20 protein-coding genes and 2 tRNA genes are annotated in these 22,051 nt (G+C 70.9%); 17 read left to right on the top strand and 5 right to left on the bottom strand.

What is annotated here, in order from left to right:
* Positions 1-171: 171 nt before the first annotated feature.
* From QWJ90_RS03645 to galE, 5 genes are all read left to right on the top strand, one after another.
* Positions 172-1,248: an aspartate-semialdehyde dehydrogenase gene (locus QWJ90_RS03645; protein WP_290106233.1), complete on the top strand. Its 1,077-nt coding sequence runs from the start codon at positions 172-174 to the stop codon at positions 1,246-1,248.
* Between the two features lie 99 nt (positions 1,249-1,347).
* The gene (gene mqo / locus QWJ90_RS03640; protein WP_290106232.1) at positions 1,348-2,796 is read left to right on the top strand and encodes a malate dehydrogenase (quinone); all 1,449 of its coding nucleotides are present in this window, start codon (positions 1,348-1,350) and stop codon (positions 2,794-2,796) included.
* Positions 2,793-3,218 (top strand): NUDIX hydrolase, encoded by a 426-nt coding sequence (locus QWJ90_RS03635; protein ID WP_290106231.1) that lies wholly within the window; start codon positions 2,793-2,795, stop codon positions 3,216-3,218. Before mqo ends, QWJ90_RS03635 begins: the two co-directional genes overlap by 4 nt.
* A gap of 24 nt (positions 3,219-3,242) precedes the next feature.
* Positions 3,243-3,905, top strand: a complete 663-nt coding sequence (locus tag QWJ90_RS03630) for a thymidine kinase (protein ID WP_290106230.1) — start codon at positions 3,243-3,245, stop codon at positions 3,903-3,905.
* A gap of 40 nt (positions 3,906-3,945) precedes the next feature.
* On the top strand, positions 3,946-4,965 hold the full coding sequence (galE, locus tag QWJ90_RS03625; protein ID WP_290106229.1) for a UDP-glucose 4-epimerase GalE: 1,020 nt from the start codon (positions 3,946-3,948) through the stop codon (positions 4,963-4,965).
* Positions 4,966-5,029: 64 nt separating this feature from the next.
* Here the strand turns inward: galE and QWJ90_RS03620 are convergent, their stop codons facing one another.
* The 4 genes from QWJ90_RS03620 to QWJ90_RS03605 all read right to left on the bottom strand — a co-directional run bounded on the left by QWJ90_RS03620 (position 5,030) and on the right by QWJ90_RS03605 (position 9,584).
* The gene (locus QWJ90_RS03620) at positions 5,030-5,794 is read right to left on the bottom strand and encodes an HAD-IIB family hydrolase (RefSeq protein ID WP_290106228.1); all 765 of its coding nucleotides are present in this window, start codon (positions 5,792-5,794) and stop codon (positions 5,030-5,032) included.
* A 120-nt stretch (positions 5,795-5,914) separates the two neighbouring features.
* Positions 5,915-5,991: transfer RNA gene (locus QWJ90_RS03615), tRNA-Pro, on the bottom strand.
* A 69-nt stretch (positions 5,992-6,060) separates the two neighbouring features.
* Positions 6,061-6,981 carry a metallophosphoesterase gene (locus QWJ90_RS03610; protein WP_290106227.1) on the bottom strand — a complete coding sequence of 307 codons (921 nt, stop codon included), beginning with the start codon at positions 6,979-6,981 and terminating at the stop codon, positions 6,061-6,063.
* On the bottom strand, positions 6,981-9,584 hold the full coding sequence (locus tag QWJ90_RS03605) for a transglycosylase domain-containing protein (protein WP_290106226.1): 2,604 nt from the start codon (positions 9,582-9,584) through the stop codon (positions 6,981-6,983). The genes QWJ90_RS03610 and QWJ90_RS03605 overlap by 1 nt, the downstream gene beginning before the upstream one ends.
* A 96-nt stretch (positions 9,585-9,680) precedes the next feature.
* Here QWJ90_RS03605 and QWJ90_RS03600 point away from each other — a divergent pair, with 96 nt between their 5' ends.
* Complete coding sequence (locus QWJ90_RS03600; RefSeq protein ID WP_290106224.1) at positions 9,681-9,905, top strand: hypothetical protein; 225 nt, start codon at positions 9,681-9,683, stop codon at positions 9,903-9,905.
* Positions 9,902-10,360, top strand: coding sequence for a RidA family protein (locus QWJ90_RS03595; RefSeq protein WP_290106223.1), 459 nt, complete (start codon positions 9,902-9,904; stop codon positions 10,358-10,360). Before QWJ90_RS03600 ends, QWJ90_RS03595 begins: the two co-directional genes overlap by 4 nt.
* 145 nt (positions 10,361-10,505) lie before the next feature.
* Here QWJ90_RS03595 and acs read toward each other — a convergent pair whose 3' ends face one another.
* Positions 10,506-12,473 (bottom strand): acetate--CoA ligase, encoded by a 1,968-nt coding sequence (acs, locus tag QWJ90_RS03590; protein ID WP_290106222.1) that lies wholly within the window; start codon positions 12,471-12,473, stop codon positions 10,506-10,508.
* 210 nt (positions 12,474-12,683) lie between these two features.
* On the opposite strand from acs, the gene QWJ90_RS03585 reads away from it, so the two are divergent.
* The 10 genes from QWJ90_RS03585 to QWJ90_RS03540 all read left to right on the top strand — a co-directional run bounded on the left by QWJ90_RS03585 (position 12,684) and on the right by QWJ90_RS03540 (position 21,912).
* Positions 12,684-13,706 (top strand): TadA family conjugal transfer-associated ATPase, encoded by a 1,023-nt coding sequence (locus tag QWJ90_RS03585; protein WP_290106221.1) that lies wholly within the window; start codon positions 12,684-12,686, stop codon positions 13,704-13,706.
* The gene (locus tag QWJ90_RS03580) at positions 13,697-14,626 is read left to right on the top strand and encodes a type II secretion system F family protein (protein WP_290106220.1); all 930 of its coding nucleotides are present in this window, start codon (positions 13,697-13,699) and stop codon (positions 14,624-14,626) included. The genes QWJ90_RS03585 and QWJ90_RS03580 overlap by 10 nt, the downstream gene beginning before the upstream one ends.
* Before the next feature lie 43 nt (positions 14,627-14,669).
* A complete protein-coding gene (locus tag QWJ90_RS03575) occupies positions 14,670-14,864 on the top strand; it encodes a DUF4244 domain-containing protein (RefSeq protein ID WP_290106219.1) in 195 nt (64 codons plus the stop codon).
* Positions 14,864-15,217, top strand: coding sequence for a TadE family type IV pilus minor pilin (locus QWJ90_RS03570; RefSeq protein ID WP_290106218.1), 354 nt, complete (start codon positions 14,864-14,866; stop codon positions 15,215-15,217). Before QWJ90_RS03575 ends, QWJ90_RS03570 begins: the two co-directional genes overlap by 1 nt.
* Positions 15,217-15,537 carry a helicase gene (locus QWJ90_RS03565; RefSeq protein ID WP_290106217.1) on the top strand — a complete coding sequence of 107 codons (321 nt, stop codon included), beginning with the start codon at positions 15,217-15,219 and terminating at the stop codon, positions 15,535-15,537. Before QWJ90_RS03570 ends, QWJ90_RS03565 begins: the two co-directional genes overlap by 1 nt.
* 72 nt (positions 15,538-15,609) lie before the next feature.
* Positions 15,610-18,354 (top strand): type I DNA topoisomerase, encoded by a 2,745-nt coding sequence (gene topA, locus QWJ90_RS03560; RefSeq protein WP_290106216.1) that lies wholly within the window; start codon positions 15,610-15,612, stop codon positions 18,352-18,354.
* Between the two features lie 2 nt (positions 18,355-18,356).
* A complete protein-coding gene (tmk, locus tag QWJ90_RS03555) occupies positions 18,357-18,977 on the top strand; it encodes a dTMP kinase (RefSeq protein WP_290106215.1) in 621 nt (206 codons plus the stop codon).
* A 40-nt stretch (positions 18,978-19,017) separates the two neighbouring features.
* Positions 19,018-20,175: a DNA polymerase III subunit delta' gene (locus QWJ90_RS03550; protein ID WP_290106214.1), complete on the top strand. Its 1,158-nt coding sequence runs from the start codon at positions 19,018-19,020 to the stop codon at positions 20,173-20,175.
* On the top strand, positions 20,172-21,734 hold the full coding sequence (locus QWJ90_RS03545; RefSeq protein WP_290106213.1) for an alpha/beta hydrolase: 1,563 nt from the start codon (positions 20,172-20,174) through the stop codon (positions 21,732-21,734). Before QWJ90_RS03550 ends, QWJ90_RS03545 begins: the two co-directional genes overlap by 4 nt.
* A 105-nt stretch (positions 21,735-21,839) precedes the next feature.
* Positions 21,840-21,912 (top strand) — tRNA-Thr (locus QWJ90_RS03540).
* Positions 21,913-22,051: the final 139 nt, after the last annotated feature.

Raw genomic sequence — 22,051 nt, 5'->3', positions numbered from 1 at the left:
GGCGGTCTTTCCCGCGCGGAGTGAGACATGGGCGACGTCGTGTCTCACTTGTTGCGGGTATGAGGCGGTCTTTCCCGCGCCGAGTGAGACATGACGTGACGGGCGGAGTCGGCAGCTCCCCGCGGCGCGGATTAGACTCGAGCAACCCGTCGCGCTTCTCCGAGGAACATCATGACCCGCATCTCTGATTCAGGACTCTCCGTCGCCGTCGTCGGCGCCACCGGCCAGGTCGGCGCTGTGATGCGCGAGATTCTCGCGGAGCGCCAGTTCCCGATCCGCGAGCTGCGGCTGTTCGCGTCCGCGCGCTCGGCAGGGAAGACCATCGCGTTCGGCGGCGCCGACGTGGTCGTGGAGGACGTCGAGACCGACGACCTCTCCGGCATCGACATCGCCCTCTTCTCCGCGGGTGGCTCCGCCTCGAAGCAGCACGCACCGCGCTTCGCCGCGGCCGGCGCGGTCGTCATCGACAACTCGAGCGCCTGGCGCATGGACCCCGAGGTGCCGCTGGTCGTCAGCGAGGTCAACCCGCACGCGATCGACGACGCACCCAAGGGCATCATCGCCAACCCGAACTGCACCACGATGGCCGCGATGCCCGTGCTGAAGCCGCTCGACGCGGAGGCCGGCCTCGAGCGCCTCATCGTCTCGACGTACCAGGCGGTCTCCGGCTCCGGCCTCGCCGGCGCTGAGGAGCTGCTCGGCCAGGTCGAGGGCGTGCTCGCCCAGGGCGACACCCTGCGCCTCGTGCGCGACGGCTCCGCCGTGGACTTCCCGGAGCCGGACAAGTACGTCGCGCCCATCGCCTTCGACGTGCTGCCGTTCGCCGGCAACCTCGTCGAGGACGGTCTCAACGAGACCGACGAGGAGAAGAAGCTCCGCAACGAGAGCCGCAAGATCCTCGAGCTGCCCGACCTGCGGGTCGCGGGCACCTGCGTCCGCGTGCCGGTCTTCACGGGCCACTCGCTGAGCATCAACGTCGAGTTCGCGCGCGAGATCACGCCCGAGCGCGCCCGCGAGGTGCTGGCGGATGCCCCTGGCGTCGTCCTCGAGGAGGTCCCGACCCCGCTGCAGGCCGCGGGCAAGGACCCGAGCTTCGTCGGACGCATCCGGGCGGACCAGTCCGCGCCGGAGGGCCGCGGCCTCGTCCTGTTCATCTCCAACGACAACCTCCGCAAGGGCGCTGCGCTGAATGCGGTGCAGATCGCCGAGCTCGTCGCAGCGAAGCTCGGTGCCGTCGCCGCGCGCTGACCGGGACGCCGCCGAGCGGTTCGCCGCACAGTGAATATCCGGGGTTCTTTCGACCCCGGATGGTCAGGGGTGCCCGAAAGACGGGAATAGGATTGACGAGTGAGTGAAACCGTCGATATCGTGCTGATCGGCGGCGGGATCATGTCCGCCACGCTCGGCACCCTCCTCAAGGAACTGCAGCCCGACTGGAAGATCGTCGCCTTCGAGCGCGACGGGGAGGTCGCGCAGGAGAGCTCGAACGCGTGGAACAACGCGGGCACCGGGCACTCCGCCCTGTGCGAGCTCAACTACATGCCCGACGCGTCGGATCCCTCCAAGGCGATCGCCATCAACGAGCAGTTCCAGCAGAGTCGCCAGCTGTGGTCCGCGCTCGTGGAGAAGGGCATCCTCGACGAGCCCTCGACGTTCATCAGCACCACCCCGCACATGACGTTCGTGCGGGGCGAGAAGGACGTGGCCTACCTCAAGGCCCGCTATGAGACCCTCCGTGCGCAGCCGCTCTTCGAGGGCATCGAGTTCTCCGACGACTCCCGCGTCATCCATCAGTGGGCGCCGCTGCTCATGGAGAAGCGGCCCAAGGCCGACGAGCCCTTCGCCGCCACGCGTGTGCCGGCGGGCACCGACGTCGACTTCGGCTCGCTCACCCGCCAGCTCTTCGACCACCTGCGTGACGGCGGGGCGGAGGTGCTCCTCAACCACGAGGTGAAGAACCTCAAGAAGAAGAAGGACGGCACCTGGGAGGTCAGCTACCGCAACCGCGTGGGCAGGACTCCGGGCAAGATCTCGGCCCGTTTCGTCTTCGTCGGCGCCGGCGGCTGGGCGATCAAGCTCCTGCAGAAGGCCGGGATCCGCGAGATCCGCGGCTACGGCGTCTTCCCGATCGGCGGCCAGTTCCTCAAGACGAGCAACCCCGCGCTCGTGAAGAAGCACCAGGCCAAGGTCTACTCGCAGGCGGCCGTCGGGGCACCGCCGATGTCGGTGCCGCACCTCGACACCCGCATGGTCGACGGCGAGGGCTCGCTGATGTTCGGCCCGTTCGCGACGTTCAGCCCGAAGTTCCTCAAGAAGGGCTCGTGGCTCGACATCGTCTCGCAGGTGCGCCCGCACAACATCGGGTCGATGCTCAAGGTCGGCGCGACGAACCTCGATCTCGTGAAGTACCTCGTCGGCGAGCTGCTGAAGAGCCGCGCGAAGAAGATCGACAGCCTGCGCGAGTTCGTGCCCACCGCGAAGGGCGAGGACTGGGAGCTCATCCAGGCCGGGCAGCGCGCCCAGGTCATGAAGGGCGGCAAGCTCCAGTTCGGCACCGAGGTGGTCTCGGCGGCGGATGGCTCGATCGCCGGTCTGCTGGGAGCCTCGCCGGGAGCGTCCACGGGCGCGACCATCATGCTCGACGTGCTGAAGGCGTGCTTCGCCGACCGGATGCCCGCGTGGGAGCCGCAGCTGAAGCAGCTGATCCCCACCTACGGCGAGACGCTCAACGTCGACCCCGAGAAGGCGCGATCGGTGACGGACCGCACCGCCGAGGCGCTCCGCATCGCCGCGTGAGGGCTGCGCCGGAGGCGGCCTCCGGCCCGCTGATCACGGTCGCCGCGATCGCCTTCCTGCGTGCGGATGGCCGGGTGCTGACCGTGCGCAAGCGCGGCACGTCCGCGTTCATGCTTCCCGGCGGCAAGCCCGAGGCGGGGGAGAGCGGCGTGGACACGGCCATCCGCGAGGTGCGGGAGGAGCTCGGAGTCGACGTCGCCCCCGCGCAGCTGAACCTGCTCGGCACGTTCACCTCGCGCGCCGCCAACGAGGCGGGGCACGCCCTGCTGGCGACCGTTTTCACCTCGCGCGCCGAGGTGACCCCTGCGGTGCAGGCGGAGATCGACGAGGCGCGCTGGGTGCTGCCTGCCGCGGCGATCGACGACGCGACCGAGGCGCCCCTCAATCGCGAGCACGTGTTCCCGCTTCTCGCCGGCCGCTGAGACGACGCGGATTACACTCTTCCGGTGGCCAAACTCTACTTCCGCTACGGCGCGATGAACTCGGGGAAGTCCACGGCGCTCCTCCAGGCCGCCTACAACTACGAGGAGCGGGGGCAGGCGGTGCTGCTCGCGAAGCCCGCCATCGACACCAAGGGCGCCGACCAGGTCGCATCGCGCCTCGGCATGACCCGGCAGGTCGACTTCCTCATCGGAGCGGGCGACGACGCGGGGGAGCTCTTCGCCCGGCACCGGGAGAACGTGCGGCGATCCGCCGCGGATGCGCTCATCCCCGGCGGCCGCGCGACCGACGTCGCCTGCCTCCTCATCGACGAGGCGCAGTTCCTCACGCCGGCTCAGGTCGACCAGGTGTTCCGCATCGCCGTGCTCGAGGACGTGCCGGTGATGGCCTACGGCATCCGCACCGACTTCCGCACGCAGGCATTCCCCGGGTCCCGCCGTCTCCTCGAGATCGCGCACGCCCTCGAGGAGCTGAAGACGATCTGCCGGTGCGGCAGGAAGGCGCTCTTCAACGGGCGGAGGATCGCGGGGCGCTTCGTGTTCGACGGCGACCAGGTGGCCATCGACGCGGAGGGCGCACCCGTCCGCGACGAGCACTTCGTGACGTACGAGTCGCTTTGCGGCGTCTGCTATCTCCATGAGTCTGCGGGAGTGCTCACGCCGGCGTGAGCATGTTGACGTCAACATGAGCGCGGCCTACGCTGAGAGCATGCGAGTTCTCCTTGCCGGCGGAGCCGGATACATCGGTGCGCACACCGCGGTGGCGCTTCTCGAGGCCGGTCATGAGGTCGTGCTGCTCGACAACCTCGACAACACCAGCGACGTGGTGGCCGATCGGCTGCAGCAGATCACGGGCACGCCGGTGACGCTGGTCGTCGGCGACGCGGCCGACGACGAGGTGGTGGAGGGTGCGTTCGCCGCGCACGGCCCCTTCGAGGCCATCATCCACTTCGCCGCGCACAAGGCCGTCGGCGAGTCGACGCAGAAGCCGCTGCAGTACTACGCGAACAACCTCGACTCCACGTTCGCGCTCCTGCGCGTGGGGCTCGCCCACGGCATCCGCTCGTTCGTGTTCTCCTCGACCGGGACGGTCTACTCGAACCCCGCCGACCTGCCCTTCGCGGAGAGCGCCACGCGCGACCTCGTCGAGCTGTCGAACCCGTACTCGAAGAGCAAGCTCATCAACGAGGTCATCCTCGCCGATGTGCAGCGGGTGAACCCCGAACTCAACGTCACGCTGCTGCGCTACTTCAACCCGGTGGGCGCGCACGAGTCCGGCCTCATCGGCGAGGACCCGCAGGGCATCCCGAACAACCTCATGCCCTTCGTCGCGCGCGTCGCGGTCGGCTCGCTCCCGGAGATCAACGTCTTCGGCGACGACTACGACACCCCGGACGGCACGGGCCTGCGCGACTACATCCACGTCGTCGACCTCGCGGAGGGTCACGTCGCGGCGCTCGAGAAGGCCGAGCCCGGCCTGAAGAGCTACAACCTCGGCACCGGCCGCCCCGTCAGCGTGCTCGAGCTCATCGCGTCGTTCGAGAAGGCCGTCGGGCGCGAGCTGCCGAAGGCCATCGCACCGCGCCGCCCCGGCGACCTCGCCGCGACCTACTGCGATCCCTCGCAGGCGGAGCGCGAGCTGGGCTGGAAGGCGCGGTTCGGCATCGACGACATGACGACGAGCGTCTGGGCCTGGCAGCAGAAGAACCCGCGCGGCTACGCCGGCTGACGGCCCGCAGGCACGAGAACGGCTCCCGGAGGATCTCCGGGAGCCGTTCTCGTGTTCCGCGGCGTCAGTCGCGCGTGGGGAGGGTGGGGATGAGCTCGTCGAGCTTGGCCGCGGTGTCCTCCCAGCCGGTCACCGAGACGCAGGAGACGCCCATCGCGAGGACGGGGTAGTCGTTGCCGTCGGTGTCGAGGCGGTCGCCGTAGAAGAGCATGTCGTCGAGGTCGATGCCGGTCTCCTCCGACAGCTGCCGCATGCCGTAGGCCTTGTCGATGCCCTTGCGGGTGATGTCGACGGAGGTGGAGCCGCCGGAGCGGACCTCGAGGTCGGGGATGCGGGCGGCGACGGCGTCGCGGAGGGCGGACTTCTTCTCGCTGGTGGGGTCCCACGCCCTCTTGATGTCGACGGGAGCGGCCTGGCCGAGGGCGGAGAAGGTGATCTGCGAGCCGCGGTCCTCGAGGATGGGTCCCCAGGTCTCGGTCTCCCAGTAGCCCAGGCGCTTGGCCTCCTCCTCGACGGCGGCGAGGGCGCGGTGCTTCTCGTCGTCGGTCAGCTCACGCGCGTACACGGCGGTGAACTCGCCGCCCTCGTGCCGGAAGTACTGCGTGCCGCAGGTGGGCAGCAGATGGATGTGCGCGACGGCGTCGGAGGCGGGAAGGCGGTCGACGACCTGGCTGCGGAACTGCTGGATCTGCCCGCCGGAGATCACGGCCACCTCGACGCGCTCGGCGAGGGCGATGAGCAGCTCCCCGATGCGCGGCTCGATGGGCGACTTCGAGGGGGCGAGGGTGTCGTCGAGATCGAAGGCGACGAGGCGGGGGATGGCAGGCATGACTCTCCGGATGGCGGAAGGGCGCGAACCGCACCAGCCTACGCGACGCGCATGAGCCATCCGGAGGAGCGGGCGGGAAGCAGAAGAGGGACCCGCTCTCGCGGGTCCCTCTTCTCGTGCTGGTCGGGGTGACAGGATTTGAACCTGCGGCCTCGTCGTCCCGAACGACGCGCGCTACCAAGCTGCGCCACACCCCGTGGCAACCCGTCTACTCTACCCGATGCGGAGCCGTCCGCCGAATCGGCGTGTCCCCGGGAGCGGCGCGGTCACCGGCCGCGCGGCGCCAGCGTGAGGAGCGAGACCTCGGGCGGGCACGCGAAGCGCACGGGGGAGTAGATGGAGTGGCCGAGTCCGGCGCTGACGTTCAGCGGCACCGTGCGGCCGTCGTGCGTCCACGTGGAGAGCCCGCGAGCCTGCCGGGTGGGGAGGTCGCAGTTCGACACGAGAGCCCCGTAGAACGGCACCCGCACCTGGCCGCCGTGCGTGTGCCCGGCGAGGATGACATCCGCTCCGACGTCGGCGAAGCGGTTCAGCACCCGCTGGTACGGCGCGTGCGTGACGCCGAGCGTGAGCGGCGCCTCCGGCAGGGTCGACACGAGGCCGGGGAGCGCGTCGAGGTCGTCGAGACGGTGGTGCGCGTCGTTCACGCCGAACACGTTGACCGGCGTGCCGTGGACCTCGAGGGTGCGGGCGGCGTTGTTCAGTCCGGTCCAGCCCAGCTCGTCGGCGAAGAAGGTGTCCAGCGCGTCGGTGTCGAGCGGGGGCGCGGACTGGCGGCGCTGGGAGGGGCCGGTGATGTACCGCAACGGGTTTCGCGGCGACGGCTCGTACAGGTCGTTCGACCCGTGCACGAAGACGCCCGGGACGCCGCGGAAGGCGGCGAAGGCGCGACGGATGCCGTCGAGGCCCTCGGGGTGCCCGAGATTGTCGCCCGTGTTCACGACGAGGTCGGGCCGCAGCGACGCGAGCCGCGCCATCCACGCCTGCTTGCCGCGCTGCCAGGGGGCCATGTGCGCGTCGGAGACGTGCAGGATGCGGATCGGGTTCGCCCCCGCCTCCAGCACGCGCACGGTGTGGTGGCGGACGGTGTAGAGGTGGCGCTCGATGCCGATGCCCCAGACGGCGGCCGCGGCCCCGGCGCCCGCAAGGGCGCCGAGGGCCGTGAGACCGGCCCGTGCTGCCGGCATCAGTCGTCGTCCTTCTCGTCCTCGTCGTCACCGCAGGACTTCGCCGCGTAGTTCACGCGGATGGTCGTGTCGGGCGACGCGACCGCGCCGGCTTCGGGGTCGGTCGAGGTGGCCTTGCCGTCGCCCGCGTTCGCCTTCGTCTCGCAGCTGCCGCGCTCGACGTTCGAGAAGCCGGCGCCGGTGATGGCCGCGAACGCGGCCTTCACCGACATCCCCGACACGTCGGGGACGGCCGAGGCCTTGCCGTCGCTCGGGAAGATCGTGACGTTGGCGCCGCCGGCGGCCTGACCCGCGCCCGGGTCCTGACGCTGGATGGTGCCCTTCGGCTGGTCGCCGGAGACGGTGTCTCCCACCGTCACGCCGAAGCCCTTGCCACGGAGGACGTCGGTCGCCTCCTCGACGGACATGCCCGTCACATCGGGCAGGTCGACGAGGATCCGACGCGTGAGGTTCGAGTCGGGCGTCTGGAACGCCGCGCCGGGGTAGTACTGGTTCGCCGCCGCCTGGATGGGCCGGGCGAGCTCGTAGCGCACATCGTTGCCGTTGATCCCATTGCTCCACACGGTGCGGAGGTCGGTGGTCCCGCGGCTGTTGCCCACCCAGACGGCGGTGGTGGCCGCCGTCGAGGACTCGATCATCATGGTCGAGATGTTCTCGTGCGTGCCGGTCTTGCCGATGAGCTCGGTGCCGTCTCCCGGGTTGGCCCGCGAGCCGGTGCCGCCGCTCGCCATGACGGTCTTCAGCGCCGCAGCGGCGGTGGCCGCGATGTTCGCCTCGACGACGGGCTCGCAGCCCGTCTCGGGAACCGGCACCTCCTCGCCGTTCACGTCGGTGATGTGGTCGATGGCGTGCGGGGTGCAGCGCACGCCGTTGTTGGCGATGGTCGCGTAGGCCGACGCCATCGAGAGGGGAGCGATGGCCTTCGAGCCGAGCACATCGTAGAGAGCCGGATTCTCGGTCACGGAGCCGCCGTTGCCGAGGGTGACGCCGAAGCGCTCCGCGACCCCGTTGATCTCGCACACGTCCAGCTGCTCGGCCATCGCGAGGAAGCCGGAGTTCAGCGAGTCGCGCGTGAAGTTCGAGATCGTGCCGGTGTAGCCGCCGCTGTTGCCGAAGTTGCCGATCTTGGTGCTGTTGGACTGCGGTGCACCGTCGCACGTCCACTGGAAGACTCGGTTGTTCGCGTTCAGCACCTCGTTGATCGAACGGCCGTTCTCGAGCCAGTCGATGAGGGTGAAGAGCTTGTAGGTCGAGCCGACCGGGAATCCGCTGGACGAACCGTGCGCGTTGTCGGCCGCATAGACGAGCGAGGAGTACCCGGGCTGGCTCGTGACGACCGCCTCGTCCTCGGAGAAGTTGGTGTTCTGCGCCATCGCGAGGATCTTGCCGGTGCTGGGCTCGATGGTCACGGCGGCGGCGCCGAACTCCATGCCGTCGATGTGCGAGGCGGCCGTGGCCTTCATCGCCTCCTCGGCGGGCATCTGGATGTTGAAGTCGAGGGTGGTGTAGACGTCGAGGCCGCCGCGGCGCAGGGTCTCCCAGCGGTCCGCCTTCTCCTCGCCGAAGGCGGGGTCGTTGAGGATCGTCTCCTGGACGTACTTGCAGAAGTAGGCCGAGCCGCCCGCAGCCTCGCAGCCGGTCTCACGCGGATTGATCTTGGGCTCGATCGGCTCCTCGACGGCGGCGTCGTGCTGCTCCTGCGTGATCTTGCCGTCTTCGAGGAGTCGTCCCAGAACGTAGTCGCGGCGCTGCTTCGTCGAGGCGTAGCCGTCCTCGGCGCCATTGCGGGCGACGCCGTCCCCGTCGACGTACGAGCCGTCAGGCAGGTCGATGCGGTAGCGGTTCGGGTTCTGCACCATGCCGGCGAGCGTGGCCGCCTGGTTGAGCGTCAGCTTCGCCGCGGTCGTGCTGAAGTAGTACTCCGCTGCCGCCTCGATGCCGTAGGTGGAGCCGCCGAAGTTGGCGATGTTGAGGTACCCGATGAGGATCTCGTCCTTCGAGTACTCCTGCTCGATGGAGATCGCGTACCGCATCTCCTGGAGCTTGCGCTCGTAGCCCTCGGCGCCATCCGCCTCGGTGGCCTCGTAGTAGCAGGCCTGCTGCTCCTCGGAGCCGAACGGGGCCTCCTGCTCGCACTTCTGGATGAGCACGTTCTTGACGTACTGCTGGCTGATCGACGAGCCGCCCTGCCCGTTCGACCCGCTCTGCAGGTTGCTGAGCAGCGCGCGCGTGGTGCCGATGAGGTCGACGCCGCCGTGCTCGTAGTAGCGCGGGTCCTCGCTGGAGAGGATCGCGTCGTACATCGTCTGCGTGACGTCCTCGTAGTCGAGGGGGATGCGGTTCTGGTCGTAGAAGGACGTGAGGGCGAAGTCCTCGCCGTCCAGACCCTTCGCATAGATCGTGGTCGGCAGCATGGGCGTATCCACCTCGAGATACGCGGGAAGCTTGTCGAACATCGTGATCGCGCTGGACGCGGCAGAGCCGGCGACGGCGATCGCGGGGGTGACGGTGGCGGTGACGAGCACACCGGCGATGGCGCTCAGGCCGACGAGGCCGAGCATCCCGCCGAGCACACCGCTCGCAGTCTTTTTCACTCCGGGCATAGGCTGATCGTAGGGGAGTTCCCTGAGCATCCCGCCGTTCGCGGCGCTCTCGCGCCGCATTCTCAGTGCCGTCTCGGCCTCGACGACAGGAGTTCCATGACCACGTGGGAGTACCTCACCACACCGCTTCTCATCCACAACACCGCCGCCATCCTCAACAACTGGGGCAAGCAGGGGTGGGAGCTCGTGCAGGTCGTCCAGGGCCCCGAGGGCGGTCTGGTCGCCTATCTCAAGCGCCCCCTCACCGAGGCAGGCCCGGCGAACGCCGGCCTCGGCGCCGCAGCCGAGGCGGCCCGCCAGTTCGAGGGCGGCGCGCAGTGACGGTCTCCGCGCGCCTGGCCGAGCTCGGCATCGAGCTGCCGGCCGTCGTCGCGCCGGTCGCGGCCTACATCCCGGCCAAGGTGCACGGCGATGTCGTGCAGACCTCGGGGCAGCTGCCCATGGTCGCCGGCGCTCTGCCGCAGACGGGCAAGGTCGGCGCCGGCGTCTCGTCGGAGGACGCGAAGGGCCTCGCGCGCACGTGCGCGCTGAACGCGCTGGCCGCCGCGGCAGATGCGGTGGGCGGCGTCGACCGGCTGACCGGCGTGCTCAAGGTCACCGGCTTCGTCGCCTCCGACCCGGCCTTCACCGGGCAGCCCGGGGTGATCAACGGCACGAGCGAGGTGCTCGGCGAGATCTTCGGCGAGGCCGGGCGCCACTCCCGCTCGGCGGTGGGCGTGCCCGTGCTGCCGCTGGACTCGCCCGTCGAGGTCGAGGTGGCCTTCCTCTTCGAGTGAGCCACCTCCTCGGACGTCGAGCGACCGAGCGCCAGCGAGGAAGACGAAACGCCGCGAGCCGATCCGGGAAACAGCCCCAGGGTCGGCTCGCGGCGTTTCGTCTCGCTGCGCTCGCTCGACGTCCAGGCGCAGAGCGCCCGGATTCTCAGCGCACCTGCGCGGAGATCACGCTCATCACGGCGGTGTCGGCGAGGGTCTGCGTGTCGCCGATCTCGCGGCCTTCGGCCACGTCGCGGAGGAGTCGACGCATGATCTTGCCGGAGCGGGTCTTCGGGAGCTCGCCCACGATGTAGACGTCGCGCGGGCGGGCGATCGGGCCGATCTGCTCGCCGACCCACGCGCGCAGCTGGTTCGCGAGCCCATCCGGACCGTGCTGCGTGAGGTAGCTCTCCTTGAGGATGACGAAGGCGACCACAGCCTGGCCCGTCGTCTCGTCCGAGGCGCCCACGACCGCCGCCTCCGCCGTCGCCTCGTGTGCGACGAGGGCCGACTCGATCTCCGCCGTGGAGAGCCGATGCCCGGAGACGTTCATGACGTCGTCGACCCGGCCCAGCAACCAGACGTCGCCGTCCTCGTCCAGGCGTGCGCCATCCCCGGCGAAGTAGTAGCCCTGGTCCTGGAACTTCTCCCAGTACGTCTCGCGATAGCGCTCGGGGTCGCCCCAGATGCCGCGCAGCATGCTGGGCCAGGGCTCGGTGACGACGAGCAGGCCGCCGTTGCCGTTGCCGACGTGCTCGGCCTTCTCATCGACCACGTCGATGGAGATGCCGGGGAGCGGCACCTGCGCGCTGCCCGGCTTCGTCTGGGTCACGCCCGGCAGGGCCGACACCATGATCGCGCCGGTCTCCGTCTGCCACCACGTGTCGACGATGGGCGTCTTCCCACCGCCGATGACGTCGCGGTACCAGACCCACGCCTCGGGGTTGATGGGCTCGCCGACCGACCCGAGCACGCGCAGGCTCGACAGATCGTGCTGCTGCGGGATGACCCGGCCCTGCTTCATGAATCCGCGGATGGCCGTGGGCGCGGTGTAGAGGATGGTCACGCCGTACTTCTCGACGATGTCCCACCAGCGGCCGGGGTGGGGGAACTCGGGCGTCCCCTCGTAGAGCACCTGCGTGGCGCCGTTGGCGAGCGGGCCGTACGTCACGTAGGTGTGCCCGGTCACCCAGCCGATGTCGGCGGTGCACCAGTAGACGTCGGTCTCCGGGTGGAGGTCGAACACGTTGCGGTGGGTGTACGCGGCCTGGGTGAGGTAGCCGCCCGAGGTGTGGAGGATGCCCTTCGGCTTCCCGGTCGTGCCCGAGGTGTAGAGGATGTAGAGCGGGTTCTCCGCGGGGAACGCCCGCGCGACGTGTTCGGCGGAGGCGGCGGACACGGCCTCGTGCCACCAGAGGTCCCGCCCATCCGTCCACTCCACGTCGTTCTCGCCGCGGCGCACGACGAGCACGTGCTCTACCGTGAGCTGCGCGCCGTCGCCGCGGTCGGCGAGCGCCTGGTCGACGGCCGGCTTCAGCGGCGAGACCTTGCCCTTGCGGTAGCCGCCGTCGGCGGTGATGACGAGCTTCGCGCCGGCGTCGTCGATGCGCGACCGCAGGCTGTCGGCGCTGAATCCGCCGAAGACCACGGAGTGGATGGCGCCGATGCGGGCGACGGCGAGCATCGCGGCGATCGCCTCGGGGATCATCGGCAGATAGATCGCGACCCGGTCGCCGGCTTCGATGCCGAGGTCGGTGAGCACGTTCGCGAGGCGCTTGACCTCGTCCGTGAGCTCCGCATAGGTCATGCGGCGGCTGTCGCCCGGCTCGCCCTCCCACAGCAGCGCCACGCGGTCGCCGTTCCCGGCCTCCACGTGCCGGTCGAGGCAGTTGTAGGCGACGTTCAGCTCGCCGTCGGCGAACCACTTCGCGAACGGCGGCGTCGACCAGTCGAGCACCTGCGTGAACGGCTTCTCCCAGTGCAGCAGCTCCCGCGCCTGCTCGCCCCAGAAACCCTCGCGGTCTGCCTTCGCGCGCTCGTACAGGTCGGCGCCGGCCACGGCCTGCGCGGCGAACTCGGGGGACGGCGCGAAGCGCCGGCTCTCGGTGAACAGGTGGTCGATCTGGCTGGACATTCGATCGCTCCTTCGCGGACGGTCTCTCGGGCCGCGACGACGCGGCGACGGCGATCACGCCGTCCCCACGAATGTACGTCGGCCGGCAGGGGGTCGGTACCGCCGAAAGTCGGGGGCTCGTCGTGTGCCCAGGCGGCGTGTCGCCGCGCGGTTCTCCACGGATGGTCAGAGCGGCCGTTCTCGAGACAGTGGTCTTCGTAGCGTCGGAGCATGGCCGTCCCCTTCATCGTCCAGCCGCGCGGACGCCCCCGCCGCGCCGCGGACGAACGCGCGGAGAGCCCGCACCGGGACGACCAGGCGGCGCGGGCGGACCTGGGTCCGCTCGCGCCGTACCTCGCCGACGGCGGGGTCACCGATCTCTTCGTCAACGGGACGGCGGGACTGTTCGTGGACCGGGGCTCCGGGCCGGAGCGGGAGACGAGCTGGCGTGCATCCGAGCGCGAGGTGCGCGATCTCGCGACCGCACTCATCGCGCGGGGCGGGCGGCACATCGACGAGGCGACGCCGTGCGTGGACGTGCGCCTCACGGGCGGTCTGCGCATCCACGCGGTGCTGCCGCCCGTGAGCTCCGGAGGCACAGCGCTGTCCATCCGCATCCCTCGACTCGCCCACGCAGACCTCGCCGACCTCTGCCGCGGCGGCACGTTCGCCGCGGAGGTGCGGGACTGGCTCATCGAGGTCGTCCATGCGCGTCGGAACGTGCTGGTGACCGGGGCCGCAGGCACGGGCAAGACCACGCTGCTCGCGGCCATGCTGTCGCACGCGCCGGCCAACGAGCGCATCGTCACGATCGAGGACGTCGCCGAGCTCCGCATCGCCCATCCCCATCAGATCGCCCTCGAGGTCCGGCAGCCGAACCTCGAGGGCGTCGGGGAGATCGGCCTCGCGCGGCTCGTCCGCGAATCCCTGCGGATGCGACCCGACCGCATCGTGGTGGGCGAATGCCGAGGGGAGGAGGTGCGCGAGCTCCTCACCGCGCTGAACACCGGACACGACGGCGGCGCGGGAACGCTGCACGCCTCCGGCCTCGACGACGTGCCCGCCCGGCTGGAGGCGCTCGGCGCGCTGGCCGGGATGGACGACCACGCGGTCGCGCGGCAGGTGGAGAGCGCGATCGCCTTCGTCCTGCATCTGGAGCGCGACCGCGCGGGGCATCGCCGTCTCGCCCGGGTCGGGCGCTTCCGCGAGTCGGGCCAGCGCCTGGGCATCGAGGAGGTCGAGCCGTGGCGCTGAAGCGGGGCGAGGACCGCACGGCCGCGGTGGCGGAGACCGTGCTGCGGCTGGCCGTGCTGCTGCAGGCGGGAGCCGCGCCCGCCTCGGCCTGGCGGCACCTCGGGGAGGCCGGAGATCGAGACGCAGAGGCGATCGTCGCGCGCGCCGCGAGCGGCGTGCCCCTCGTCGAGGCCATCGAGGCCCAGGCGACCGGAGGGAGGAGCCCTGCCGAGGCGCGGCTGGCAAGCGCATGGCGCGACGTCGCGGCCGCCTGGGAGGTGTCGATCGCGGTCGGCGCGCCGCTGGCCGAGAGCCTGCGCGCCATGGCGGGCGCGCTGCGCGACGCACATGAGAGCGGAGACGACGTGCGTGTCGCCCTCGCCGAGCCGGCCGGCACGGCGCGCCTGATGGGATGGCTGCCGCTCTTCGGCCTGCTCATCGGCGCTGCGCTCGGCTTCGACACGCTCGGCGTGCTCTTCCGCGACCCGATCGGGCTCGCCTGCCTGGGCGCGGGGGCATCGCTTCTCATCCTCGCCCGCGTCTGGACGGCGCGGCTGGTGCGAGCGGCTCAGCCGCCGCCCGGCACACCGGGCATGACCGCCGAGCTCGTCGCCATCGGCCTCGCGGGCGGCGTCTCCGCGGAGCGCGCGCGGCGTCTCGTCGACGAGGCGCCGGGCGGCCCGCGCGGCGATGACGGGATCGCTCCCGTCCTGGCGCTGTCTCGCTCCGCCGGCGTGCCCGCCGTCGAGTTGCTGCGCGCGTCGGCCGCGCATGACCGACATGACGCCCGGGTGCGGGGGCGGATGCGCGCCGCGCGGCTCGGGTCGCGGCTGCTGCTGCCCCTCGGCGTCTGCACGCTTCCCGCGTTCCTGTGTCTCGGCGTGGCGCCGATGATGCTCAGCGTCCTCCGCTCGACGCCGCTGCCCGCCCTCGGCGGCTGAACACCCATCCCGCCGGAGAACCCCACAGAGAAAGAAGGAGCACATGACCGAGAGACCTGGAACCCCGTCGCGGCTCGTCGCGCTGCTCGACGACGACACCGGTGCCTCGACCGCCGAGTACGCGATCGTCACGATGGCCGCCGTCGCGTTCGCCGGCATGCTGGTGATGATCATGCGCTCGGGGGAGGTGCAGCAGATCCTCACCGACCTCGTGCGCCGCGCCCTCACGGTGCCCTGATGCGCAAGGCGGTGCGGCGGCGTCTTCCGCGGCTCGACGACCGTGGCGCGGTCGCAGCGGAGCTCGCCGTCGCACTGCCCGCCGTCCTCCTCGTCGTCGCGCTCGGAGTCGCCGGTCTCGGCGCGAGCGCGCGGCAGGTGCAGCTGCAGGATGCGGCCGCCGACGCCGCGCGCCTCCTCGCCCGAGGAGAGGGTCAGAACAGGGCGGCTGGAGTCGCCGCCGCCGTGGACGGCAGGCTGTCCGTGGCGCACGAGGGTGATCTCGTCTGCGCCACGGTCGCCGTGACGGTGCGGCTGGGCGGCGCCGCGCTCCCGCTCTCCGCGTCCAGCTGCGCGCTCGCGGGCGGGCTCTGATGGCCGGATCCGCGATCGGAGCGGGCGTCATCGCCGCCGCCGGACTGCTCGTGCTGGGGCTCTCGGCCGCGGGCGCCGCCGCCGCCGAGAGCCAGCGCCTGGCGGGCACGGCCGACGCCGCCGCGCTCGCCGCGGCCGACGGACTGAGCGGCGCCGTGCCCGGAGACCCCTGCGCGCTCGCCGGCGTTGTCGCGGCGGCTGCGGGGGCGGAGGTGGCGTCCTGTAGCGTGGACGGTCTCATCGCAACGGTCTCCGTCCGCTCCGAATTCGGCGGATTCGCCGTGGTGGCCGCCGCCCGAGCCGGGCCGCCGCCGTCGTGAGCAGCGACCCTCTCCTCTGAGAGTTCCGTCGGTGCGCGCTGTGTATGGTGTGCTTCGAGGAAAGGACGCCCCTTGGCATCAGGCAAGACGGCAGCGGGCAAGGCCCCGGCCGGCAAGACTCTCGTCATCGTCGAGTCTCCGACGAAGATGCGCTCTATTCAGGGCTATCTCGGCGACGGATACGAGGTGCTGAGCTCGGTCGGGCACATCCGCGACCTCGCCGACAAGCGCGACATCCCCGAGAAGGATCGCGAGGCGTACGGCAAGTACTCGATCGACATCGAGCACGGCTTCGAGCCGTACTACGTCGTGAGCGACCGCAAGACGAAGACCGTCTCCGAGCTCAAGCGCGCGGTGAAGGAGGCCTCCGAGCTCCTGCTCGCCACCGATGAGGACCGCGAGGGCGAGGCCATCGCCTGGCACCTCCTGGAGACGCTGAAGCCGAAGATCCCCGTCAAGCGCATGGTCTTCCACGAGATCACGCCCGACGCCATCCGTGCGGCGGTCGACAGGACCCGCGAGCTCGACCTCGCGCTCGTCGACGCGCAGGAAACCCGCCGCATCCTCGACCGGCTCTACGGGTGGGACGTCTCGCCCGTGCTGTGGCGCAAGATCGGCTCGGGCAGCTCCGGCAGTGCGCTGAGTGCCGGCCGCGTGCAGTCCGCCGCCACGCGCATGGTGGTCGACCGCGAGCGCGAGCGCATGGCCTTCGTCTCGGCCTCGTACTGGGGCATCGAGGCGACGGCCGCCCGCGACGCCGAGGCGTTCGCCGTGCGCCTCGTGCGGATGGACGGCTCGCCGCTGGCGACCGGCCGCGACTTCGACGACAAGGGCGAGCTCAAGCGCGCGGTCGTCGTGCTCGACGAGGACGCCGCGCGGAAGCTCTCCGCCGCCATCGACGCGGCCGGTTCCGCGCGCGTGACCAAGGTCGAGGCGAAGCCCGGCACCCGGCGCCCCTCGGCCCCGTTCACGACCTCCACGCTGCAGCAGGAGGCGGGGCGCAAGCTCGGCATGTCGGCGAAGATCACCATGTCGGTCGCGCAGAGCCTCTACGAGCGCGGCTACATAACCTATATGCGCACCGACTCGACGAACCTCAGCGCGCAGGCGATCAGCGCCGCGCGCGAGCAGGCCGTGGGCCTCTATGGCGAGCAGGCCGTGCCGCTGAAGCCCCGCTCGTACGCCTCGAAGAGCAAGAACGCGCAGGAGGCGCACGAGGCCATCCGCCCCTCCGGCGACCGCTTCCGGACGCCCAGCGAGGTCTCGGGCCAGCTGGGCCGCGACGAGCAGCGCATGTACGACCTCATCTGGAAGCGCACCATCGCGAGCCAGATGTCCGACGCGAAGTTCGAGACGACCACGGTCACGCTGGAGACGGACGCCGACGGCGCCAAGGTCGAGTTCACGGCCTCGGGCACGGTGTACACGTTCAAGGGCTTCCTCGAGGCCTATGAGGAGGGCCGCGACGAGAAGCGCGGCGACGCCGACGAGGCCAAGGAGCAGTCGCTCCCGAAGGTCGCCGAGGGCGACCTGCTCGCACTGCGCGAGGCGAACGCGAAGGGCCACGAGACCACGCCGAAGCCCCGGTACACCGAGGCCAGCCTCGTGAAGGCGCTGGAGGAGCGCGGCATCGGCCGCCCCTCCACGTTCGCGAGCATCATCGGCGTCATCCTCGACCGCGGCTACGTCGTCAAGCGCGGTCAGGCGCTCGTGCCCACCTGGATCGCGTTCAGCGTCATCCGCCTGCTCGAGGACCACTTCGCCGAGCTCGTGGACTACGACTTCACCGCTGAGCTCGAGGACGACCTCGATGCGATCGCACGCGGCGAACAGCGCCGAGTGGACTGGCTGAAGTCCTTCTACTTCGGCGGCGAGGGGCACCCCGGCCTCCGCAACATCGTGGACAACCTCGGCGAGATCGACGCGCGGGCCATCAACTCGATGCCGATCACGGAGACCGCCACGCTGCGCGTGGGCAAGTACGGCCCGTACCTCGAGGTCGTCGACCCGGCGCACCCCGACGAGAAGCCGCGGATCGTCAACGTCCCCGAGGACCTCGCCCCCGACGAGCTCACCCCCGCGAAAGCGCAGGAGCTCATCGACGCCCCGGTCGTGAGCGACCGCGTGCTCGGCGAGAACCCCGAGAACGGCAAGATCGTCGTCGTGAAGGACGGCCGGTACGGCCCCTACGTGCAGGAGCAGGACCCGCCCTCCGCCGAGGACGCCGATCCCGCCACCGGCGAGGTGGTCGAGGAGGCGCCCAAGAAGCGCGGTACGAAGAAGGCCGCGGCTCCGAAGCCCCGCACGGCGTCGCTGTTCAAGAGCATGACGCCGGAGTCGGTCGACCTCGACACCGCGCTGCGCCTGCTGTCGCTGCCGCGCGTGGTCGGCGCCGACCCGGAGACCGGCGACGAGATCACCGCGCAGAACGGCCGCTTCGGGCCGTACCTGAAGAAGGGCTCCGACTCGCGCTCGCTCGAGAGCGAGAGCCAGATCTTCGACATCACGCTCGAGCAGGCGCTGGAGCTGTACAAGCAGCCGAAGTACGGCGCCAAGCGCGCGTCGAGCGCGCTCAAGGAGTTCGACAACGACCCCGTCAGCGGCAAGCCGATCCGCGTGAAGGACGGCCGCTTCGGACCGTACGTCACCGACGGTGAGACGAACGCGACCATCCCGCGGGGCGAGACGGTCGACGAGGTCGACTTCGAGCGCGCCAAGCAGCTGCTGGCGGACAAGCGCGCCAAGGGCCCGGTCAAGAAGCGGACGACCACGCGCAAGACCACGACCGCGCGCAAACCGGCCGCGAAGAAGAAGTGACGGTGGCGCCGGGCCTCTGGGTCACCTTCGAGGGCGGCGACGGCGTCGGCAAGACGACGCAGGCGGCTCTGCTTCAGCAGTGGCTGGAGCAGAGCGGCCGTGCGGTCGTCCGAACCCGCGAGCCGGGCGGGAGCGAGGTCGGGCAGCTCATCCGCGACATCGTCCTGCATCACCGCGGCGACATCGCCCCTCGGGCTGAGGCCCTCCTGTACGCCGCCGACCGCGCCCACCACGTGCAGACGGTCGTCCGACCCGCGCTCGCGCGCGGCGACGTCGTGATCCAGGACCGCTATCTGGACTCCTCGGTCGCGTACCAGGGCGCCGGCCGGGTGCTCGACGCAGACGAGGTCCGAGGGCTGTCGCTCTGGGCGGCGGAGGGCGCGCTGCCCGACGTCACGGTGCTGCTCGATCTCGAACCGCGGGCCGCGCGCGCTCGGCTGGATGCGGCCGGCAAGCCCTTCGACCGCCTCGAAGCCGAGAAGGAGGACTTCCACCGCCGGGTGCGGGAGTCGTTCCTCGCGCTCGCGGCGACGGAGCCGGCACGCTTCCTCGTCGTCGACGCGAGTCGGTCTCCCGAGGACCTCGCTCAGGCTATCCGCGCGCGTGTGGCCGAGCGGATCTGAGGTGACGAGTGCTGTCGGAGGCCGTGATTAGGCTGGCGGTATGACCTCGCTCGTCGCGCCCGCCCCCCCTTGGAGCGATGTGTGGGGGCAGGACCAGGCCGTCGAGATCCTGCAGACGGCCGCGTCCGGCACGGCCGCGCTCTCGCACGCCTGGCTCATCACGGGCCCTCCCGGCTCCGGCCGCTCGACCCTTGCGCGCGCCTTCGCCGCGGCGCTCATCGCGTCGGGCCCCGATGACGCCGCGACGATGCGGCAGGTGCTCGCCGGCACGCATCCCGACCTCACGGCGCTGCGCACCGAGGGCGTCATCATCACCATCGCGCAGGCGCGCTCGCTCGTCGAGCGCTCCTACTTCTCGCCGTCCACCGGCCGCTACCGCGTCATCGTCGTCGAGGACGCCGACCGGATGACCGAGCGCACCTCGAATGTGCTCCTCAAGGCCCTCGAGGAGCCGCCACCGGAGACGATCTGGGTGCTCTGCGCGCCCAGCGACGCCGACCTGCTTCCGACCATCCGCTCGCGCGTGCGGCTGCTGCGGCTGCGCGAGCCCGAAGTGGCGGACGTGGCCGCTCTCATCCAGGCGCGCACGGGCGTGGATGCGGCGACGGCGGAGCAGGCGGCGCGTCATGCGCAGCGCCACATCGGGATGGCGCAGCGGCTCGCCACCGACCCCGCGTCGCGCCGTCGGCGCGACGAGACGCTGCGCGCGGTCCTGCGCGTGCGGGGCATCGGCGACGTCGTGGAGGTCGCCGGGGAGATCGTGCAGGCTGCGGGTGACGACGCGAAGGCGCTGACGGCCGAGCGCGACGAGGCCGAGCGCGCCTCCCTCCTTCGGACGGTCGGCGTGGTCGAAGGCGCGCGCATCCCCCCGGCGGTGCGCTCGCAGATCACCGCCCTGGAGGACGAGCAGCGCAAGCGCGCCACCCGCAGCCTCCGCGACGGCATCGACAGGGTGCTCACCGACCTGCAGTCGCTGTATCGCGACATCGTGCTCCTGCAGCTCGGCCGCGAGGAGGGGCTCATCAACCTCGAGCTGCTCGACGACCTGCGCGCGCTCGCGAGCGCGTGGAAGCCGCAGCGCACGCTCGTCGTTCTCGACCACATCGCCGAGACGCGCGACGCGCTCGAGCAGAACGTGCAGCCCACGCTCGCGCTCGAGAGCCTCCTCGTCACGATCGTCAGCGGAAGGAAGCCATGACCGCTCGCCATCCCCGGAGCACGCGGCTCACGGCCGTCGTCGTCGGGCTCGTCACGGCCGCGCTCGCGCTGTCGGGCTGCCTGTCCGCGAATCCCGACACGACCACGCAAGCCGCGCCCACCGCCGGCGCCGATCCGGTGGTCGAGGGGGTGCCCGACGAGCTGCTGCCGTTCTACGACCAGCGCCTGGAGTGGGAGGCCTGCGCCGAGGGTTTCCAGTGCACGACCGTCACCGCACCGCTCGACTGGGACGACCCGGACGCCGGCGAGATCGACCTCGCCGTCATCCGCCAGCGCGCCCTCTCGGGCGACGCCGAGGGGTCGCTGCTGACCAACCCCGGCGGGCCGGGCGCCAGCGGGGTGTCGTTCATCCGCGACAGCATCGACTTCTCCGTCGGAGACGCGCTGCAGGAGAGCTACGACGTCGTGGGCTGGGACCCGCGCGGGGTGGGGGAGTCGACGGCGGTCCGCTGCTTCGACGCCCCTGAGATGGACTCGTACCTGTACGACATCCCGGCGGGAGCGCGCGACTCCGCGGAGTGGGAGGCCGACCTCGAGAAGCGCGCCAAGGCGTTCGCCGACGCGTGCGAGGAGAACAGCGGCGGCATCCTGCCCTTCGTGACCACCGAGCAGTCCGCGCACGACCTCGATCTCCTCCGCGCGGTCCTCGGGGAGAGCGAGCTGGACTACCTGGGCTTCTCCTACGGCACCTTCCTCGGCGCGACCTACGCGAAGGACTTCCCCGACCGCGTCGGCCGCCTCGTGCTGGATGGCGCGATCGACCCGGCGGCGTCCGGCGAGGAGGTGGGCGTCGCCCAGGCCATCGGCTTCGAGGCGGCGCTGAAGACGTACATGGGCGCCTGCGTCGCGGGCGACACGGGATCGGCGTGCCCCTTCGCGGGGATCGCCGACGACGCGATGCAGGATCTCGGGGCGCTGCTCTCCGCGGTCGACGCCGCTCCGCTGCCCGCGCAGGACGGCCGCGAGCTCGGCGCCGACAGCCTGATGACCGCCATCATCGCGGCCCTCTACAACGAGGGGAACTGGCCGTACCTCACCGAGGCCCTCACCGGAGCGCTGGAGGGGGACCCGACCGCGGCGTTCTTCCTCGCAGACTTCTACAACGGACGCGAGAGCGGGGGATACGCCGACAACTCCACCGAGGCGTTCAACGCCTACAACTGCATGGACTATCCGGAGGATCCCGAGGAGGCGGTCGAGGAGACCGAGCGCCGCATCGCGGAGGAGGCGCCCACGGTCGCCCCCTACTGGTCCGGGGCCTCCGTGTGCGAGCACTGGCCGTACCCGCCGACCGGCACGCGGGAGGAGATCGCGGCGTCGGGGGCCGCGCCCATCCTCGTCATCGGCACCACCGGAGACCCCGCGACTCCCTACGAGTGGGCCGAGGCACTGGCCGACCAGCTCGAGTCGGGCGTACTGCTCACGCACGAGGGGGAGGGGCACACCGCCTACAACGGCTCCAGCGACTGCGTGAACGAGGCCGTCGAGAGCTTCCTCGTGGCGGGGACGGTGCCGGAGGACGGCCTCGTCTGCTCCTGAGCAGGAGGCGGTCGGCGGCGAAACGCCCGGATGGCCGTGCCGGTTCGCGGCGCGCCTTCCGAACCGGTATGCTTGGTTCTCGTGCCGCTCGCGCGGTGCGAAATCGCCACCTTAGCTCAGTCGGCAGAGCGATTCACTCGTAATGAATAGGTCGTCGGTTCGATTCCGACAGGTGGCTCCGAAGAAGGCCCGGTCCGATGCACATCCGACCGGGCCTTTTCCCGTGTCCGCCGACCCCGCCATGGCTCAGGTTCGTCCAGATGGCAAGGGGTTCCCCCGAGATCGGTGCGATGTTTACCTGGGGTCTGGAGGAACCC

Source organism: Microbacterium oryzae (genome assembly GCF_030406385.1).
Taxonomy (GTDB): Bacteria; Actinomycetota; Actinomycetes; order Actinomycetales; family Microbacteriaceae; genus Microbacterium; species Microbacterium oryzae_A.
Note: the sequence above shows the minus strand (reverse complement) of the source record. Positions and strands in the feature narration are given on the sequence as shown.

What these genes read in the sequence shown, in the direction of transcription:
- QWJ90_RS03645 (WP_290106233.1), top strand. Translation starts at nt 172, where the DNA reads ATGACCCGCATCTCTGATTCAGGACTCTCCGTCGCCGTCGTCGGCGCC.
- galE (WP_290106229.1), top strand. Translation starts at nt 3,946, where the DNA reads ATGCGAGTTCTCCTTGCCGGCGGAGCCGGATACATCGGTGCGCACACC.
- QWJ90_RS03620 (WP_290106228.1), bottom strand. Translation starts at nt 5,794, where the DNA reads ATGCCTGCCATCCCCCGCCTCGTCGCCTTCGATCTCGACGACACCCTC.
- QWJ90_RS03610 (WP_290106227.1), bottom strand. Translation starts at nt 6,981, where the DNA reads ATGCCGGCAGCACGGGCCGGTCTCACGGCCCTCGGCGCCCTTGCGGGC.
- QWJ90_RS03605 (WP_290106226.1), bottom strand. Translation starts at nt 9,584, where the DNA reads ATGCCCGGAGTGAAAAAGACTGCGAGCGGTGTGCTCGGCGGGATGCTC.
- QWJ90_RS03600 (WP_290106224.1), top strand. Translation starts at nt 9,681, where the DNA reads ATGACCACGTGGGAGTACCTCACCACACCGCTTCTCATCCACAACACC.
- acs (WP_290106222.1), bottom strand. Translation starts at nt 12,473, where the DNA reads ATGTCCAGCCAGATCGACCACCTGTTCACCGAGAGCCGGCGCTTCGCG.
- QWJ90_RS03585 (WP_290106221.1), top strand. Translation starts at nt 12,684, where the DNA reads ATGGCCGTCCCCTTCATCGTCCAGCCGCGCGGACGCCCCCGCCGCGCC.
- QWJ90_RS03575 (WP_290106219.1), top strand. Translation starts at nt 14,670, where the DNA reads ATGACCGAGAGACCTGGAACCCCGTCGCGGCTCGTCGCGCTGCTCGAC.
- QWJ90_RS03570 (WP_290106218.1), top strand. Translation starts at nt 14,864, where the DNA reads ATGCGCAAGGCGGTGCGGCGGCGTCTTCCGCGGCTCGACGACCGTGGC.
- QWJ90_RS03565 (WP_290106217.1), top strand. Translation starts at nt 15,217, where the DNA reads ATGGCCGGATCCGCGATCGGAGCGGGCGTCATCGCCGCCGCCGGACTG.
- QWJ90_RS03550 (WP_290106214.1), top strand. Translation starts at nt 19,018, where the DNA reads ATGACCTCGCTCGTCGCGCCCGCCCCCCCTTGGAGCGATGTGTGGGGG.
- QWJ90_RS03545 (WP_290106213.1), top strand. Translation starts at nt 20,172, where the DNA reads ATGACCGCTCGCCATCCCCGGAGCACGCGGCTCACGGCCGTCGTCGTC.